Below are 15,544 nucleotides of genomic sequence, written 5' to 3' on the forward strand. Positions count from 1 at the left end.
CCAGATCGGCCAGGTTGAACCAGTGCTGAAGAAAATGGATGCGCAGCATGCGCTCAAGGCCAATGGGCGGGCGGCCGTTGCCTGCTTTGGGGTAGTGCGGCTCTATCACCTGGCACAGAGCGGCCCATGGCACTATTGTCTGCATGGTCCGCAAGAACTCTTCGCGTCGGGTGGGTTTGCGCGAATGCTCGAATCCGTTGTCTTGATCTGCGGCCATTGCCAGGGTCTGCTGCTTCATCTGCGGATAACGTTTGACCCCCCTCAACGGTGGACCTTAATCAGCGTTGCCTTAAACATTTCGCCCGCCACGCGGCTCGATGCACTGCCGCTGCCAAAGGTCAGCTTGCCGGGGTTCTTCTTGGCAAAGGCTACAAGGTCGCCCACGCTCTTGTGCGGCGATGCGGGGTTGACCACCAGCACCTGCCCGCCCTTGCCCAGGCCGGTGATGGGCGCAAAGTCCTTCACCGGGTCGTACGAGAGCTTTTTGTACAGGTGCTCGTTGGCGGCGTGCGTGGTGTTGGTGGTGATGAGGAGGGTGTAGCCATCGGGCGCGGCCTTGGCCACGGCGGCGGCGGCGATCATGCCGCTGGCGCCGGCCTTGTTGTCCACCACCACAGCCTGCTTGGTGTCGTTGGTGATGGACTGGCCGATGGCGCGGGCCAGCTGGTCGGTAGCGCTGCCTGCGGCAAAAGGCACCACAAAGGTGATGGGCTTGGCCGGAAAGGTTTGTGCAGCGGCGGGCGCGGCGATGGACAAGGCCATCAGGGCACCGGCGGCGGCAGTCAGCGCGTGGCGTCGGGTCAAGGCAAAACGGTTAGCGGGCATGTTGTCTCCTTCTGTTCTATGGGTACGGTCAAACGAAAACGGGGGGTATCACGTCGCAGGCCCGGCCAGGTGCTGGCGCAGCGCTGTGGGCACCTGCACGGGCAGCGACAGCAGCCAGTAGCTCAGCGTCTTGCCGTGGCTGTCGAGGTTGAGGGCGTCGTTCACGCCGCCGTCCAGCACGTCGTCCAGCACCAGGTTCATGGCGTGCAACTGGGGCAGCAGGTAGCGGGCCACACGGCTGGGCTGGCGGGCGGCAAAGTGGCGGGCCACGGCCTCTTCGGTCACTTGCTGCACCAGCACATCCCACAGCGCGGGGTGCCAGGCGATGACGCTGAGGTTGGAGCGGTTGCCCTTGTCGCCCGTGCGGCTGTGGGCCAGGCGATACAGAGGAACGGTGAGCATGGTGGCGGCCTCGGCAGTGCGCGTGTCGGTCATTGCAAGCCTCCTTCATTCCACATCTGGTAGCCGGTGACCACGGCACTGCGCGGCACCAGGCACGACACGGTGCCCAGGCGCGGGCGCATGGCGGTGCGCACACCGCCGCCGCCTGCGGGGCCGCAGGTGTACAGCGCCGTCACCTCGCGCACCAGGCGCTGGGCGCTGGCGTGATCGCGGTGCTGTAGGGCCACGCGCAGGCGCACATCGCGGGCTTCGTCCAGGCCGGCGGCGGGCGCATCCAGCCAGGTGCTGGCGTCGTCGCCCAGCACGCTGGTCACGCCAATCAGGTCCACGCGCACGGGGCCCAGGCCCCGCAGCCGCTCGCGCAGCACCTGGCCTGCCAGGCGGGCGCGGGCCTCGGCGCGGGGGCCTGCGTAAGAGATTTCGCCTTCGGCAAACCAGCCGGACTCAAAGCACACATTGACTTTGAGCGTGGGTGGCTGCGGGTGCCCGCGCACGCCTTCCAGCCGCACTGCATCGGGCCCCACGGGCAGCACCTGCGCGGCGGTGATATCAGCCACCACATCGGGGGTCAGGTAGGCCGCTGGGTCGTGCAGTTCGTACAGCAGCTGCTCTTTCACCGTGCGCTCGTTGATGCAGCCGCCCGTGCCTGCGGGCTTGGTGATGGTGCAGTGGCCGTCGGGGTCGATCTCGGCAATGGGGTAGCCCAGCGTGGCCAATCCGGGCACGTCTTTGTATCCGGGGTCGGCAAAGTAGCCGCCGGTGACTTGCGCTCCGCATTCGAGCAAATGGCCTGCCATGGTGGCGCGGGCCAGGCGGTCCCAGTCGTCGGCCGCCCAGCCGTAATGCGCCATGGCCGGGCCAAGTACCAGCGATGGGTCGGCCACGCGGCCGCAGACCACGATGTCGGCCCCGGCGCGCAGCGCATCGGCAATGGCCTGTGCGCCGATGTAGGCGTTGGCGCTGACGATGGGCTCGGTGGGCATGGCGGGGCCCAGGGCACGCTCCAGCAGCGCCCGGTGATGGGGGCCGCTCAGGTCGTCGCCCTGCACCACCGCTATGCGCGGGGCGCGCAGGCCCAGCGCAGCCGCCAGTTGGTGAATGCGCCTTGACGCGTCCGCAGGGTTGGCCGCGCCAAAGTTGCTGACGATGCGCACGCCATGCGCCAGGCAGTCGGCCAGCACGGGCTGCAGCAAATCCACCAGCAGCGGCTCATAGCCTGCATCGGGCTGGGTGCGGCGGGCCAGTTGGGCCAGCGCCAGGGTGCGCTCGGCCAGGGTTTCAAAAATCAGCACGGCAGGCTGGCCGCTGGCAATCAGGGCCTGCACCACGGGCGCAGCGGCATCGGTGCGGTCGCCCGAAAAGCCTGCCGCGCAGCCAATGCGCAGGTGGGGAATGTGTTGTGACATCAGTCGCTGTCTCCTGCGGCGCAATGTACGCAGGCTGCGCTATTCTGTGAAATCGATTGTTGCAATCAATCCATCTGCAAAGCAAATGAATGAGAACCCCGCCCTTTCCACCCGCCAGCTCGATGCGTTTGTGGCGCTGGCCGAGCACCGCAGCTTTACCCGTGCGGCCGTGCAGTGCCACCTGTCACAGCCCGCGTTCAGCGCGCTGATCAAGGCGCTGGAGACGCGCTGGGCGCACGCCTGTTTGACCGCAGCACGCGGCATGTGGATTTGACGCCCGAGGGGGTGAACTTTCTCGAATCGGCCCACCGCATTCGCGCCGAGATGCGCGCCGCCGTGGCGGCCCTGCGCGATGCCGTGACGCTGCAGCGCGGCCGCGTGGCTGTGGCGCTGCTGCCATCGCTGGCGGCGGGCTGGCTGCCGCAGGTGCTGGCCAGCTACCAGCAGGCCCACCCGGGCATTGCGGTGGACATTGCCGATGTGCTGTCAGAGCCCTGCATTGACCGCGTAGCCAGTGGCACGGCCGACTTTGCCCTGGCCGCCATCCGCGCCGACACGCCCGCGCTGCAGGCCGAGCCGTTTTGCAGCGATGCCTTTTACCTGGTGTGCCCCGAGCAGCACCCGCTGGCACGGCGCAGAAAGCCGCTGGCGGTGGCCGACCTGGCGGGCTACCCCTTCATTCACCTGGCGCGCCACAGCAGCGTGCGCCAGTACCTGGAAGCGGCCTTTCGCCCGCAGGCCATGCACACCCTGATGGAGGTGGAGCAACTGGCCACCGTGACGGGCATGGTACGCGCGGGCCTGGGCATCAGCGTGGTGCCAGCGCTCACGCTGTTTCACTTCCAGCAGCCGGGGGTGGTCACACGCCCACTGCAATTGCCGGGGCTGACGCGGCAGATTTACCTGGTGCGGCGGCGCGACCAGAGCCTGTCGGCCGCCGCGCAGTCGCTGTACGAATGGATGGTGGCGCGGCGGCCTCGGTTGGGCTAGGCGGCGCCTGCGCTAGTTGCTACACAATCAATAGCTACTGGCGCTTGACTGGCGGGCGTCACAGGGCATTTTGATAAAAACCAACGCCCACATGGGACCACACTTGCCCCGGCCCAGCAGCCCCAAGGGCCCAACGGGTGGGTAAATCCGCGAGAATCTCGGCCCTCAGCATTTCTTCTGCACCAGGCTCCCATGACCGACGCAACCTCTGCACCCGCCCTGCCCGACCACCTCTCGTCCGACCCGCGCAGCCCGCACCACAACGCCGCCGTGTTCGAGCACGACATTGGCATCCGCTTCAACGGCAAGGAACGTTTTGACGTGCAGGAATACTGCGTCAGCGAAGGCTGGGTCAAAGTGCCGGCCGGCAAGACGGTGGACCGCAAGGGCCAGCCCCTGCTCATCAAGCTCAAGGGCACGGTCGAGGCGTTTTACCGCTGACCCAGCCCAGCGCTGCCGCCTTCACGCCTGCATGGCCCATACCGCCGCTTTGCCCGTGGCGCAGCCCGCGCCGCCGGGGCTGTGGGTCATCCACTGCGATGGCAGCGCCATTCCCAACCCCGGCCGCATGGGCCTGGGCGCCACGCTGCTGGCTCCCGACGGGCAGCAGCACACCCTTTCGCACACCAGCAGCCTGGTGGGTTGCAACAACGAAGCCGAGCTGCGCGCGCTGATGGCCGCACTGCGACAAGCCCACGCCCTGGGCGCACGCGCGATTGCCGTGCGCAGCGACAGCAGCCTTCTCCTCGAACACTTGCGGCCGCCGCAACCGGGCCAGCGCCCCGCTGCCCCGATTACCCGGCTGGCCGAGCTGTTTGACAGCGCACGCGCCTGGCTGGCGCGCTTTGACAGCGTGCAGTGGCAGTGGATTCCGCGCCACCGCAACAGCGCCGCCGACACGCTGGCCCGCGCCGCCCTGGGCGCCCCGGCCAAGGTGGCCCCACACCCCAGCCACAAGAAAAAGAAGCGCTGAACCTCTGGTCAAAGGCACCGCCCGCACCGTCGGTCAGCGTGGCGATGTCGCTCCTGCGTCATTGAAACGTCACAAAGTTGACGTTTTTGCAACAATTTCCCTGCATACTTTGCTGGTTTGGGCTCTTCTGCACGCATCCAGCCCGATGGCGCGGTGATGAGTGCAGGCGGTCTATCAAAGGCTGTGCAGCAGATGCTCTGCTCCTGCCCGGGTCTTGGACCTGTTCTCACATCTTCAGGAAGGAACGACATGCGACGTAATGCACGCTGGGTGGTGCTTTTGGCAGGCGCTGGCGCGGTGCTAGGCACTGCCGTGGCACAGAACAACAACGCAGCCGCCCAGGCGCGCGCTGCAGCCGCCAGCCCGGCCCCCAACTTTGCCAGCAGCCCCCGCGAAAAGCTCGTGGTGGCCATGCCCAAGACATATGCGCGGGCCGAGACCATGCTGCTGTGGGGCGACTACTTCAACCACCTGGCACGCTGCGGCAACCTGGACTTGCAGAACCAGCATGGCGAATCGCTGGAGCGCAGCTCCAACATCGACCTGCTGGGCGAAAAAGAGCTGATCGACGGCATCGCATCGGGCAAGGTGCAACTGGCCCAGGTCAACCCTGGCCTGGTGCCGCAACTGGTGGCTGCAGGCCAGCCCACGCCGTTCGCTGTGCCGGGCAACAAGGCATCGGGCAAGCGCAACTCCTACCACCTGATCCTGATTGCGCGGGTAGACAGCCCCTACAAGGAACCCAAGGACCTGATCGGCAAGAAGATTGCCCACTCCACACCCACTTCCAACTCGGGCAACCTGGCGCCGCGCGCGCTGTTCCCGGCCATTGGGCTGGTGCCGGACAAGAACTACGAAGTGGTGTTCTCCAACGGGCATGAACGCTCGGTGACGGGCGTGATGCACGGCTTTTACCCCGCAGCCGCCGTGGCCAGCGACCTGTACCAGCGCATGGTGCTCAAGGGCGATGTGAAGGGATCGAGCATTCGCACCCTGTGGGAAAGCGCGCCCTTCATGACCGAGAGCTGGACGCTGGGCAAATCGGCATCGTCCGATGTGCAAAACCGCGTGCAGAAATGCTCTTACGCCTACGGCTTCTCACCCAAGCTCAAGCAGTTGCTGCCCGGCAACGACACCATGCTGCCCGTGAATTTCGAGCGTGATTTCGCGACGGTGATGGAGGTGCTCGACTTGACCTTTTTGGCCACCGCCAGCATGTAGCGAAAGAGCAGTTCCTTGCCCACCAGCGCACCCCCGGCCACCCACAGCGCCACCGAGTGCACCTGGGGCACGGATTCGGGGTTTTCGAGCTTCACCACCGCAGACCAGACCATGCCCACGCCCACGGCGAGCAGCAGCAAGCCCAGCACCAGAGATGCAGCGGTTTCAAACCGCTGGTGGCCATAGGGGTGGTCTTCGTCCGCGTCTTTTTGCGAGTGGTGGTTGGCAAACAGCACCACAAAATCGGCCACCAGATCGGACAGGGAGTGGATGCCATCGGCAATCAAGCTCTGCGATTTGGCCCACACCCCCACCACGATCTGCACGGTGGACAGCACCAGGTTGACTACCACGCTGACCCAGGTGCTGCGCGAGGCCGCAGCGGCACGCTCTTGCGGCGTGTGTTCGGTGTCTTCGGTGTCGTCTAGTTCGTTCAAATTCATAGGTTGCAACCCAGGTGCCGCAAAACCCTGAAGGCTACACGCGCAGTCTTAAGAATGCATTGAGACGCCGCAGCTTTTTGCCCGCACGGGCCAAGCCGTCAGCCTGGCACCGTCGCAGCAGCCACCAGCTTTTGCGTGTAGGGATGCTCAGGGCGGTTCAGCACCGCTTCCACCGGGCCGCATTCCACAATGGCACCGTCCTTCATCACGAGCACGTCGTGCGCCATCGCGCGGATCACGTCCACATCGTGCGTGATGAGCAGGTAGCTCAGGCCCTTCTCTCGTTGCAGGCGCTGCAGCAGTGCCAGCACCTGCTGCTGGATGGTGACATCCAGCGCGCTGGTGGGCTCGTCCAGCACCAGCACCTGGGGCTGCACGATGAGGGCACGGGCTACGGCCAGGCGCTGGCGCTGGCCGCCTGAAAACTCATGCGGGTAGCGCGCGAGCAGGCCGGGGAACTGCGCCTCGGTCAGGCCCACCTCGGCCAGGGCGGCTTCCACGCGGGTGCGGCGATCGGCAGTGTGGATGCCAGATTCATGCACCAGCAGCCCCTCGCCCACGATTTCTTCGACCGTGAGGCGCGGCGAGAGCGACGAGAACGGGTCCTGGAACACCACCTGCACCCGCTTGCGCAGTGCCTGGTTGGCAGGTGTGTTGCGGGTGGCTGGCTGCTGCCAGGCTTGGCCGTTGACCTGCAGATCGCCCTGCGACGGCAGCAGGCCCAGGATGGCCTGCGCCAGGGTGGACTTACCCGAGCCAGATTCGCCAACCACGCCCAGCGTCTGCCCCGGCAGCAATTGCAGATCGGCCCCCTGCACGGCCACGAACTCGCCCTTCTTGAACCAGCCGCGCACGCCCGGCAGCGGCGTGGGGTACGCCACGCGCAACTGGCGCGCTTGCACCACGGGCGGTGTACCTGCGGGCGGGGCCGCCTCCACCACATCGCGCCGGGGCTGGCTGGTGATCAGGCGGCGCGTGTAGGCGTGCTGCGGGTTGGCGAACACCTCGGCCACAGCGCCCTGCTCTACCAGCACGCCCTGTTCCATCACCGCCACGCGGTCGGCAAAGCGGCGCACCAGGTTCAAATCGTGCGTGATGAGCAGCACGGCCATGCCGGTCTGGCGTTGCAAGTCGGAGAGCAAATCCAGAATCTGCCCGCGCAGCGTCACATCCAGCGCGGTGGTGGGCTCGTCGGCCAGCAGCAGTTGGGGTTCGCTGGCCAGGGCCATGGCAATCATGGCGCGCTGGCGCTGCCCGCCCGAAAGCTGGTGCGGAAAGCTGCCCGCGCGCCTGGCAGGCTCAGGAATGCCGGTTTTTGCTAGCAATTCAATAGCTGCTTGCGCACATTCTGCGCCGGTCAAACCCTTTTTTAGTATCAAGATCTCGGCGATCTGCTGGCCGATGGTCATGAGCGGGTTGAGCGCGGTCATGGGCTCCTGGAAGACCATGGCAATGTCTCCACCGCGCACGCCGCGCATTTCACGCTCGGAAAGCTGCAGCAGGTCGCGCCCGGCAAACAGGGCCTGGCCCTCCACCGCTGCATCACCCAGCAGGCGCAGCAGGCTGAGCGCGGTGATCGTCTTGCCCGAGCCAGACTCGCCCACCAGCGCCAGCTTTTCGCCCCGTGCAATCTCGAAGCCCACGCCACGTACCACCGACTTGGCGCCAAAGCGAACCTGCAGGTCACGCACCTGCAGCAAAGGGGTGGCGGGGGTTGTGCTGTGTGCCTGCATCACTTGTCGGCCTTTCGTGGATCCAGAGCATCGCGCAAGGCATCGCCCATGAAGGTCAGCAGCAGCAAGGTGACCACCAGCACCGCAAAGGTGGAGAGCGAAATCCACCACGCGTCTATGCTGTTCTTGCCCTGGCTCAGCAGCTCGCCCAGGCTGGGGGTGCCGGGTGGCACACCCAGCCCCAGAAAGTCGAGCGAGGTGAGCGCGAGGATGGCCGCGCTCATGCGAAACGGCAGGAAGGTGACCACGGGCGTCAGGCTGTTGGGCAGGATGTGGCGCCAGATGATGTGCCAGTTGCCCACGCCCAGGGCGCGGGCCGCCTTCACATAGTCCAGCTGGCGGTTACGCAAAAATTCGGCGCGCACATAGTCTGACAGGCCCATCCAGCCAAACAGGCTCAGCAAAATCAGCAGCAGCGCAATGCTGGGTGCAAACACGGCGCTGAAGATGATGAGCAGATACAGCTCGGGCATGGAGCCCCAGATCTCGATGAAGCGCTGAAAGGCCAGGTCGGTCTTGCCCCCGAAAAAGCCCTGGATGGCACCGGTGACCACGCCCAGCACCACGCCCGTGGCCGTGAGCGCGAGCCCGAACAGCACGCTCACCCGAAAACCATAGAGCAATTGCGCCAGCAGGTCCCGCCCCCGGTCGTCGGTGCCCAGCCAGTTGTCGGCTGTGGGGGCCGAGGGGTTGGGCGACTTGGCAAAGTAGTTGAGCGTGTTGGCGCCGTAGCGGTTGAGGGTGTAGATCGCCCAGTTGCCATCAGCACTCAGCCGCTGCTGGATGAAGGGGTCGAGGTAATCGGTGGGCGTATCAAAGTCACCGCCGAAGGTTTTTTCGGAATAGTCCCGCAGCATGGGGAAGTAGGTTTGCCCTTCATAGCGCACGATCAGGGGCTTGTCGTTGCTGACCAGTTCGGCACACAGGCTGACCAGTACCAGTGCGCAAAACAGCCACAGGCTCCAGTAACCCTGCCGGTTGCGCTTGAAACGCAGCCAGGCGCGGCGGGAGGGCGACAGTGAAGCGGATGCAGCGCTGTCAGATGCAGCGGGTAAAGAAGGTGTGGTGGAACCCATGGTGCGGATGGTTGCTTCGTCTTCCAAAGTCACACAGCGTCGTGCAGCAAGAGGGCCTTGCTGTACTGCAAAAATTCGTCCAGGTGCTTTTCAATGATGGCGACAGTGATGGGCAGTTGCAGGCTCTGGTAATCGTGCACCGCAATGTTGCGAAAGCCCACCATGCGCTGCAAGCCTGCAGCCAGCTCCTGTTCAATCCGGCCTGCACGGGCCAGCAGAGCAAACACATCCCGCGCACTTTGCGGAACGCCCAACCGGTCACGCCGGATCAGGTGCTGCCCCATGTCCAACGCGGCCTCACAGGCGCGTTGGATGTTCAAAATTGCGGCGTCCTGGCGGCTGAAATTGGTGGCAAAACTGGCGGGGTCACTGAAATACTCTTCGCGCGCGCGCTGCACGCAGCGCTCAATCGTTGCGGCCTTGTTAATCAGAACGTCATCCACCATACACGCTCCCACGCTGTTGAATGTCCGCCAGCAAGCCAGTCCGTGCAGCATCCAGCTCAGTCTTATCACTCAGGACAGCGCTCTCAAAAATAGCCGCCTGGGCATCTCTGGCCCACCAGCGCACGCCCTGCGTGATGACCTGGTACTGCATCACGGTGGAAGCAGCACGCAAATCCAGCAAATCGACAGGACAACCGGCCACATCAGCCAACTCGCCCGACAAGCTCCACAGCTGGTGCACATCGGCGTAACCAGCCACCAGGACTGCCAAGTCCAAATCACTCTGGGGCGTTGCCACACCGTGCACCCGGCTGCCAAAGGCATACACCGCCAACAGCCCAGGCAATTGAGCTTGTAGCAGGTGCACGGTGCGCTCTATCCCCTCAAGGGACAAAGGTGCGGGGAGCGTGTGCGTCGAGGGCATTACGAGTCTTTCAATCAAACTTCACGCGGGGGTCTACCCACACGTAGCACAGGTCGCTCACCAGCTTGGTCACCAAGCCGATCAGCGTGAACAAATACAGGGTGCCCAGCACCACCGGGTAGTCGCGGCGGATCACGCTTTCGTAGCTGAGCAGGCCCAGACCGTCGAGGGAATACAGCGTCTCGATCAGCAGCGAACCTGTGAAGAACGCACCAATGAACGCCGCCGGAAAACCGGTGATGATGGGGATGAGCGCATTGCGCAGCACATGCTTCCACAGCACCTGCCGGTCGCTCAGCCCCTTGGCACGGGCGGTGAGCACGTATTGCTTGCGGATCTCTTCCAAAAATGCGTTCTTGGTGAGCATGGTGGTCACCGCAAAGCTGCCCAGCACCATCGACGTGATGGGCAAGGCGATGTGCCAGAGGTAGTCCGTCACCTTGCCCCACATCGACAGTTCTTCCCAGTTGGCCGAGGTGAGCCCGCGCAGCGGAAACCACTGCAACTGCCCGCCAAACACCACCAGCAGCGCCACGCCCAGCACAAAGCCCGGAATGGCATAGCCCACCAGCACCAGCAAGGTGGTGACCAGGTCAAACCGCGAGCCCGCCCGCACCGCCTTGGCCACGCCCAGCGGCACGGCCACCAGGTAGCTGATGAAGAAGGTCCACAGGCCCAGGCTGATGGAGACCGGCAGCTTCTCTTTCACCAGCTGCCACACATCCTTGTTCTGAAAAAAGCTGCTGCCGAGGTCAAACCGTGCGAACTGGCCCAGCATCTGAAAGAAACGCTCGTGCGCAGGTTTGTCGAAGCCGTACAGCGCCTTGATCTGCTCCAGCCGCTTGGGATCCACCCCCTGCGCGCCGCGGTAGCCCATGCCGCCGCCTTCGGCACCGCCGCCGCCAGCCATCCCGGCCTTGGCTTCGGCCATGTACTGCTCCACCGGGCCGCCGGGCACGAACTGCACCACCACAAAGGTGAGCAGCAGCACGCCCAGCAGGGTGGGAAACATCAGCAAAAAACGTTTGAGGATGTAGGCAAACATGGGCTGGTTGGGTGAAGTCCGAGCGTTGGGCTGTGGGGCAAGAAGGCGCTGGAGGCAAACGCTGCGCTGCTTCTCACTTCTTGTCAGGCGCCGTCTGCGGCGGGTTGCGCGCCCACCACGTGTCGATCGCCCAGCCCTCGCCACTGGCGTAGGGCGGCATGGCGTCCGGCCGCGCCAGCCGCCATGCGTTGTAGGCCATGCGGTGCGTGCCCGCCGTCCACTGCGGAATCAGGTAGTGGCTGTGGGCAATGATGCGTTCGAGCGCATGGCAGGCGGGCAGCAGTTGCGCCTCGGTCTTGGCCGAAGTCATGGCCTTGATCATCGCGTCCACCGCAGGGTTCTTCACGCCGGGGAAGTTGCCGGAGTCTTCCATGTCGGCCGCCGCGCTGCCAAACATGTCAGCAAACTCCTGGCCCGGGTTGTTGGTGCCCTGGTAGGCCATGGAGGTAATGTCGAAGTCAAACTTCTGCAGCCGCTGCTGGTACAGGGCAAAGTCCACCGAGCGGAACTTGAGCGTGATGCCGAGCTTCTCCAGCGCGCGCATCCAGGGCGTGACGGTGCGCACGCCGCCTTCGTTGCTGTCCATATACTCCAGCACCATGGCCTGACCCTGGGCGTTGCGCAGGGCACCATCGCGCACCTCCCAGCCCGCTTCCTTGAGCAAGGCCTGGGCCCGGCGAAGGTTGGCGCGCAGTGACGAGTCGCCATCGGTGCGGGGTGGCACCGTCATGGGGCCGAACGCTGCGGCGGGAATGTGCTTGCGCCAGGGTTCCATCAGCGCCAGTTCTTCAGGCGACGGGGTGCCCCGGGTCTCGCAGGCCGTATTGCCGAACAGGCCATTCACGCGCTGGTAAGCACCGTAGAACAGCTGGCGGTTCATCCATTCATAGTCCACCGCCAGGCCCAGCGCCTCGCGCACGCGCACGTCCTGCAGGAAGGGGCGGCGGGTGTTGAGCACGTAGCTTTGAAACCCTGCGGGCAGCTTGTGCTTGAACTCGCCCTTGACCAGCTCGCCGGTATCGAACTTCTTGCCGTTCACGCGCCGGGCCCAGTCGCCCGCGCTGAAAAAGCGCATCAGGTCAAACTCGCCCGCTTTCAGGGCCTCGAGCCGTGCCGTGCTGTCTTTGTAGATCTTGACCAGGATGCGGTCAAAGTTGGCCGTGCCTTTGCGCACATTCAAATCGCGCGCCCAGTATTGCGGGTCACGCACGTAGGTGATGTCTTTGCCAAACTGCACCGGGCCGATCTTGTAAGGGCCGCTGCCAATTGGGATGTCGGTGACCACCTGATCGAACGGCTTGGCCTTGCCGTTTTCTACCCCCCAGTCGCGGCTGAACACCGGCAGGCCACCCACGGTGAGGGGCAGCTCGCGGTTGGGCAGCTTGAAGCGGTAGCGCACGGTGCGGTCGTCCACCACATCCACCCCGGCCACCTCAGCCAGCAAGGTTTTGTAGGCGGGCGAGGTGAAGGGCCCGATCAGCGTGTCGAAGCTGTGCTTGACGTCCTGCGCCAGCACCGGCTTGCCGTGGTGAAAGCGCGCTTCGGGCCGCAGGCGAAAGGTGGCCGAAAGGCCATCGGGCGCTACCTCCACATCCTGCGCCAGCAGGCCGTAGCCGGTGGCCGTTTCATCCTGCGCACCCACCAGCAAAGAGTCGAACATCAGCGACGACAGGTAGGCGGGCGCATTGCCTTTGATGGTGAAGGGGTTGTACTTGTCGAACGTGGACACGCGCAGGTTGCTCACCAAGCGCAGCTCGCCGCCCTTGGGGGCGGTGGGGTTCACGTAGGCAAAGTGGTCAAACCCGGCAGGGTATTTGGGCTCGCCCCACAGGGCGTAAGCGTGCGCTGCCCAGGCGGGGGCCGCGCATCCCATCAGCAAAAAAGTAAGCCAAAACCGCATGAGACAATTCTGCACTACGTTCATTGGCCACCGCACCGCTTGGCGCATTCCCCTATGCGCTATGCCCGTGGGCCCCACCCCATCCCCGAAGGAGAAGAAACATGGGTTTTCTGACCGGCAAGAAACTGCTCATCACCGGCGTGCTGTCCAACCGTTCCATCGCCTATGGCATTGCCAAGGCCTGCCACGAACAGGGTGCCGAGCTGGCTTTCAGCTACGTGGGTGAGCGCTTCAAGGACCGCATCACCGAGTTCGCTGCCGAGTTCAATTCCACACTGGTGTTTGACTGCGATGTGGCCAGCGACGAGCAGATTGCCCGCATGTTTGCCGACCTGAGCCAGGTCTGGCCCAAATTCGACGGCTTTGTGCACAGCATTGGCTTTGCGCCCCGCGAAGCCATCGCTGGCAACTTCCTGGACGGCCTCTCGCGCGAGAACTTCCGCATTGCGCATGACATCAGCGCCTACAGCTTCCCTGCCATGGCCAAGGCTGCCCTGCCTTACCTGAACGACAAGTCGTCGTTGCTGACGCTGTCTTACCTGGGCGCGCTGCGCTCCATCCCCAACTACAACACCATGGGCCTGGCCAAGGCCAGCCTGGAAGCCAGCGTGCGCTACCTGGCCGAAGCCGTGGGCCGCACCGAAGACGGCCGCAGCATCCGCGCCAACGGCATCAGCGCCGGCCCCATCAAGACCCTGGCCGCCAGCGGCATCAAGGACTTTGGCAAGCTGCTCAGCCGTGTGGCCGACGCCTCGCCCCTGCGCCGCAACGTGACCATTGAAGACGTGGGCAATGTGGCTGCCTTCCTGCTGTCCGACCTGGCCAGCGGCATGACGGCTGAAATCACCTACGTGGACGGTGGCTTCAGCCAGACCGCTGGGCTGAGCGCAGACCAGGTCTAAAACCAAGGGCTGAACAAGCTTCACATCAAATTGGCTGCTAGCGCTTATTTCACAAGCGCTAGCAGCTATTTTTTTGATAGCAACACCTGACGACCCATGCATCGCAGACGCTACCTGACCTGGCTGAGCCTGGCGTCCCTGAGCCCTCTGAACCCCCTGCTCCCGCTGGCCACCCCTGCGGCTTGGGCGGCTGATGCACCTGCCCTGCTGCTGGCCAATGTGTACCGCCCCGGCATGCCACTGGCCGACTACTGGGTGAGCGAAAAATACGACGGCGTGCGCGGCTATTGGGATGGGCACACCTTGCGCACGCGCGGCGGAGAAACCGTGGCGGCACCCGCGTGGTTTACCGCAGGCTGGCCCGCCACGCCCATGGATGGTGAGCTGTGGGCCGGGCGTGGCCGCTTTGCCCATGCCCAGTCCACCACGCGCCAGCAGCAGCCGGATAATGCCGCGTGGCGGCAGATGCGCTTCATGGTGTTTGACCTGCCCGCCCACGGCGGTGTGTTCGACGAACGCCTGGCTGCCTTGAAAACGCTGGTCGCGTCCATTGAGCAAGACTGGGTGCAGGCCGTGCCACAGCAGCGCGTAGCCACTGATGCCGCCTTGCAGGCCCTGCTGCAACGCACCGTGCGCGCGGGTGGCGAGGGGCTGATGCTGCACCGAGGGGCATCGCTGTATCGATCAGGCCGCAGCGATGACCTCATCAAGCTCAAGACGCATGACGACGCGGAGGCTCTGGTCGTAGGCCACCTGCCCGGCAAGGGCAAGCACGCCGGGCGGCTGGGCGCCCTGCTGGTAGAGATGCCCACGGGTCAACGCTTCAAGCTCGGGGCCGGACTGACCGATGCAGACCGCGACCAGCCGCCGCCGCTGGGCAGCTGGGTGACTTACCGCTACCGGGGCACACACGACGGGGGCCTGCCCCGGTTTGCGAGCTTTGTGCGGGTGCGGCTGGACATGCCCCCTGCCTCGCCTCAAAACCCCCAATAAAAAAACGCTCCGAGGCACGCCAGGGAGCGTTTGCAGCGGCTGGCGCGCTCACCGCGCCACGCTGTTCGTCTCAGATGGTGCGGCCGTAAGGGCCGTCGTCTCCCAGCTGCACGATGTTGTCGGCCGTGACGCGCGGAGTCTTCGCTGCCCTGGATGGCTTGTCTTCGGCGGCCACACAGTCGGCATAGAAGCGCACCTGGCCGTTCTCGTCTTCCACCTCCACCAGGCCGTGGATGTCGGTTTCAAAACCGGGGCACAGCTTGGCGAATTCGCGGGCGAACTTGAGGTAGTCCACGATCTTCTTGTTGAACACTTCGCCAGGAATGAGCAGCGGAATGCCGGGTGGGTAAGGCGTGACCAGACCCACGGTGATGCGGCCTTCCAGATGGTCGATTTCCACACGCTCGGTCTTGCGCTGGGCAATGTGTGCGTATGCGTCCGAAGGCTTCATGGCCGGCGTCAGGTCCGACAGGTACATCTCCGTCGTCAGGCGGGCGATGTCGTACTTGGCGTACATCTCGTGCACGTGCTGGCACAGGTCGCGCAGGCCCATTCGTTCGTAGCGCTTGTGCTGCTGGCAGAACTCGGGAAGGATGCGCCACATCGGCTGGTTCTTCTCGTAGTCGTCCTTGAACTGCTGCAGCGCCGTCAGCAGCGTGTTCCAGCGGCCCTTGGTGATGCCGATGGTGAACATCACGAAGAAGCTGTACAGGCCCGTCTTTTCCACCACCACGCCGTGCTCAGCCAGGTACTTGGTGACGATGG

At 64.6% G+C, this 15,544-nt stretch carries 14 protein-coding genes and 4 pseudogenes; 6 read left to right on the forward strand and 12 right to left on the reverse strand.

From position 1 onward, the window contains the following. The 4 genes and pseudogenes from AADJ04_RS14415 to AADJ04_RS14430 form a co-directional block, all read right to left on the reverse strand. A partial coding sequence (locus AADJ04_RS14415; RefSeq protein ID WP_341240041.1) for a transposase occupies positions 1–238 on the reverse strand: 238 nt, incomplete at its 3' end. Positions 239–294: 56 nt separating this feature from the next. Beyond that, positions 295–762 (reverse strand): annotated as a pseudogene (locus AADJ04_RS14420) (tripartite tricarboxylate transporter substrate binding protein); the annotation flags it as partial. A gap of 111 nt (positions 763–873) precedes the next feature. Further along, the gene (locus AADJ04_RS14425; protein WP_288487065.1) at positions 874–1,260 is read right to left on the reverse strand and encodes a hypothetical protein; all 387 of its coding nucleotides are present in this window, start codon (positions 1,258–1,260) and stop codon (positions 874–876) included. Then, the gene (locus AADJ04_RS14430; protein ID WP_341240042.1) at positions 1,257–2,633 is read right to left on the reverse strand and encodes an acyclic terpene utilization AtuA family protein; all 1,377 of its coding nucleotides are present in this window, start codon (positions 2,631–2,633) and stop codon (positions 1,257–1,259) included. The genes AADJ04_RS14425 and AADJ04_RS14430 overlap by 4 nt, the downstream gene beginning before the upstream one ends. A gap of 85 nt (positions 2,634–2,718) precedes the next feature. Here AADJ04_RS14430 and AADJ04_RS14435 point away from each other — a divergent pair. The 4 genes and pseudogenes from AADJ04_RS14435 to AADJ04_RS14450 all read left to right on the forward strand — a co-directional run bounded on the left by AADJ04_RS14435 (position 2,719) and on the right by AADJ04_RS14450 (position 5,817). Beyond that, positions 2,719–3,623, forward strand: a pseudogene (locus AADJ04_RS14435) (LysR family transcriptional regulator). Positions 3,624–3,815: 192 nt separating this feature from the next. Next, a complete protein-coding gene (locus AADJ04_RS14440) occupies positions 3,816–4,064 on the forward strand; it encodes a DUF3297 family protein (protein ID WP_066698259.1) in 249 nt (82 codons plus the stop codon). A 31-nt stretch (positions 4,065–4,095) separates the two neighbouring features. Next, positions 4,096–4,596: a ribonuclease HI family protein gene (locus AADJ04_RS14445; RefSeq protein WP_341240043.1), complete on the forward strand. Its 501-nt coding sequence runs from the start codon at positions 4,096–4,098 to the stop codon at positions 4,594–4,596. 249 nt (positions 4,597–4,845) lie between these two features. After that, entirely contained in the window at positions 4,846–5,817 is a 972-nt protein-coding gene (locus tag AADJ04_RS14450; RefSeq protein WP_341240044.1) for a PhnD/SsuA/transferrin family substrate-binding protein, read from the forward strand. Here the strand turns inward: AADJ04_RS14450 and AADJ04_RS14455 are convergent. From AADJ04_RS14455 to AADJ04_RS14485, 7 genes and pseudogenes are all read right to left on the reverse strand, one after another. Further along, positions 5,781–6,260: pseudogene (locus AADJ04_RS14455) on the reverse strand (cation diffusion facilitator family transporter); the annotation flags it as partial. The gene AADJ04_RS14450 and the pseudogene AADJ04_RS14455 sit on opposite strands and share 37 nt — an antisense overlap. Before the next feature lie 98 nt (positions 6,261–6,358). After that, complete coding sequence (locus AADJ04_RS14460; protein WP_341240045.1) at positions 6,359–7,993, reverse strand: dipeptide ABC transporter ATP-binding protein; 1,635 nt, start codon at positions 7,991–7,993, stop codon at positions 6,359–6,361. Further along, a complete protein-coding gene (locus tag AADJ04_RS14465) occupies positions 7,993–9,069 on the reverse strand; it encodes an ABC transporter permease (protein ID WP_341240050.1) in 1,077 nt (358 codons plus the stop codon). The genes AADJ04_RS14460 and AADJ04_RS14465 overlap by 1 nt, the downstream gene beginning before the upstream one ends. A 29-nt stretch (positions 9,070–9,098) precedes the next feature. Further along, positions 9,099–9,515 carry a DUF86 domain-containing protein gene (locus AADJ04_RS14470; RefSeq protein ID WP_066692162.1) on the reverse strand — a complete coding sequence of 139 codons (417 nt, stop codon included), beginning with the start codon at positions 9,513–9,515 and terminating at the stop codon, positions 9,099–9,101. Continuing rightward, positions 9,505–9,939, reverse strand: coding sequence for a nucleotidyltransferase domain-containing protein (locus AADJ04_RS14475; protein ID WP_082758637.1), 435 nt, complete (start codon positions 9,937–9,939; stop codon positions 9,505–9,507). Before AADJ04_RS14475 ends, AADJ04_RS14470 begins: the two co-directional genes overlap by 11 nt. 10 nt (positions 9,940–9,949) lie before the next feature. Next, positions 9,950–10,984 (reverse strand): ABC transporter permease subunit, encoded by a 1,035-nt coding sequence (locus AADJ04_RS14480; protein ID WP_341240046.1) that lies wholly within the window; start codon positions 10,982–10,984, stop codon positions 9,950–9,952. 73 nt (positions 10,985–11,057) lie between these two features. Beyond that, the gene (locus tag AADJ04_RS14485; protein ID WP_341240047.1) at positions 11,058–12,884 is read right to left on the reverse strand and encodes an extracellular solute-binding protein; all 1,827 of its coding nucleotides are present in this window, start codon (positions 12,882–12,884) and stop codon (positions 11,058–11,060) included. 101 nt (positions 12,885–12,985) lie between these two features. On the opposite strand from AADJ04_RS14485, the gene fabI reads away from it, so the two are divergent. Together fabI and AADJ04_RS14495 are read left to right on the forward strand one after the other, a co-directional pair. Beyond that, a complete protein-coding gene (gene fabI / locus AADJ04_RS14490) occupies positions 12,986–13,786 on the forward strand; it encodes an enoyl-ACP reductase FabI (RefSeq protein ID WP_341240048.1) in 801 nt (266 codons plus the stop codon). 96 nt (positions 13,787–13,882) lie between these two features. Further along, positions 13,883–14,779 (forward strand): DNA ligase, encoded by an 897-nt coding sequence (locus tag AADJ04_RS14495; RefSeq protein ID WP_341240049.1) that lies wholly within the window; start codon positions 13,883–13,885, stop codon positions 14,777–14,779. 70 nt (positions 14,780–14,849) lie between these two features. Here AADJ04_RS14495 and AADJ04_RS14500 read toward each other — a convergent pair. Next, positions 14,850–15,544 (reverse strand): annotated as a pseudogene (locus AADJ04_RS14500) (lysine decarboxylase); the annotation flags it as partial.

It is taken from the genome of uncultured Acidovorax sp. (assembly GCF_964021665.1).
Lineage (GTDB): Bacteria > Pseudomonadota > Gammaproteobacteria > Burkholderiales > Burkholderiaceae_C > Acidovorax > Acidovorax temperans.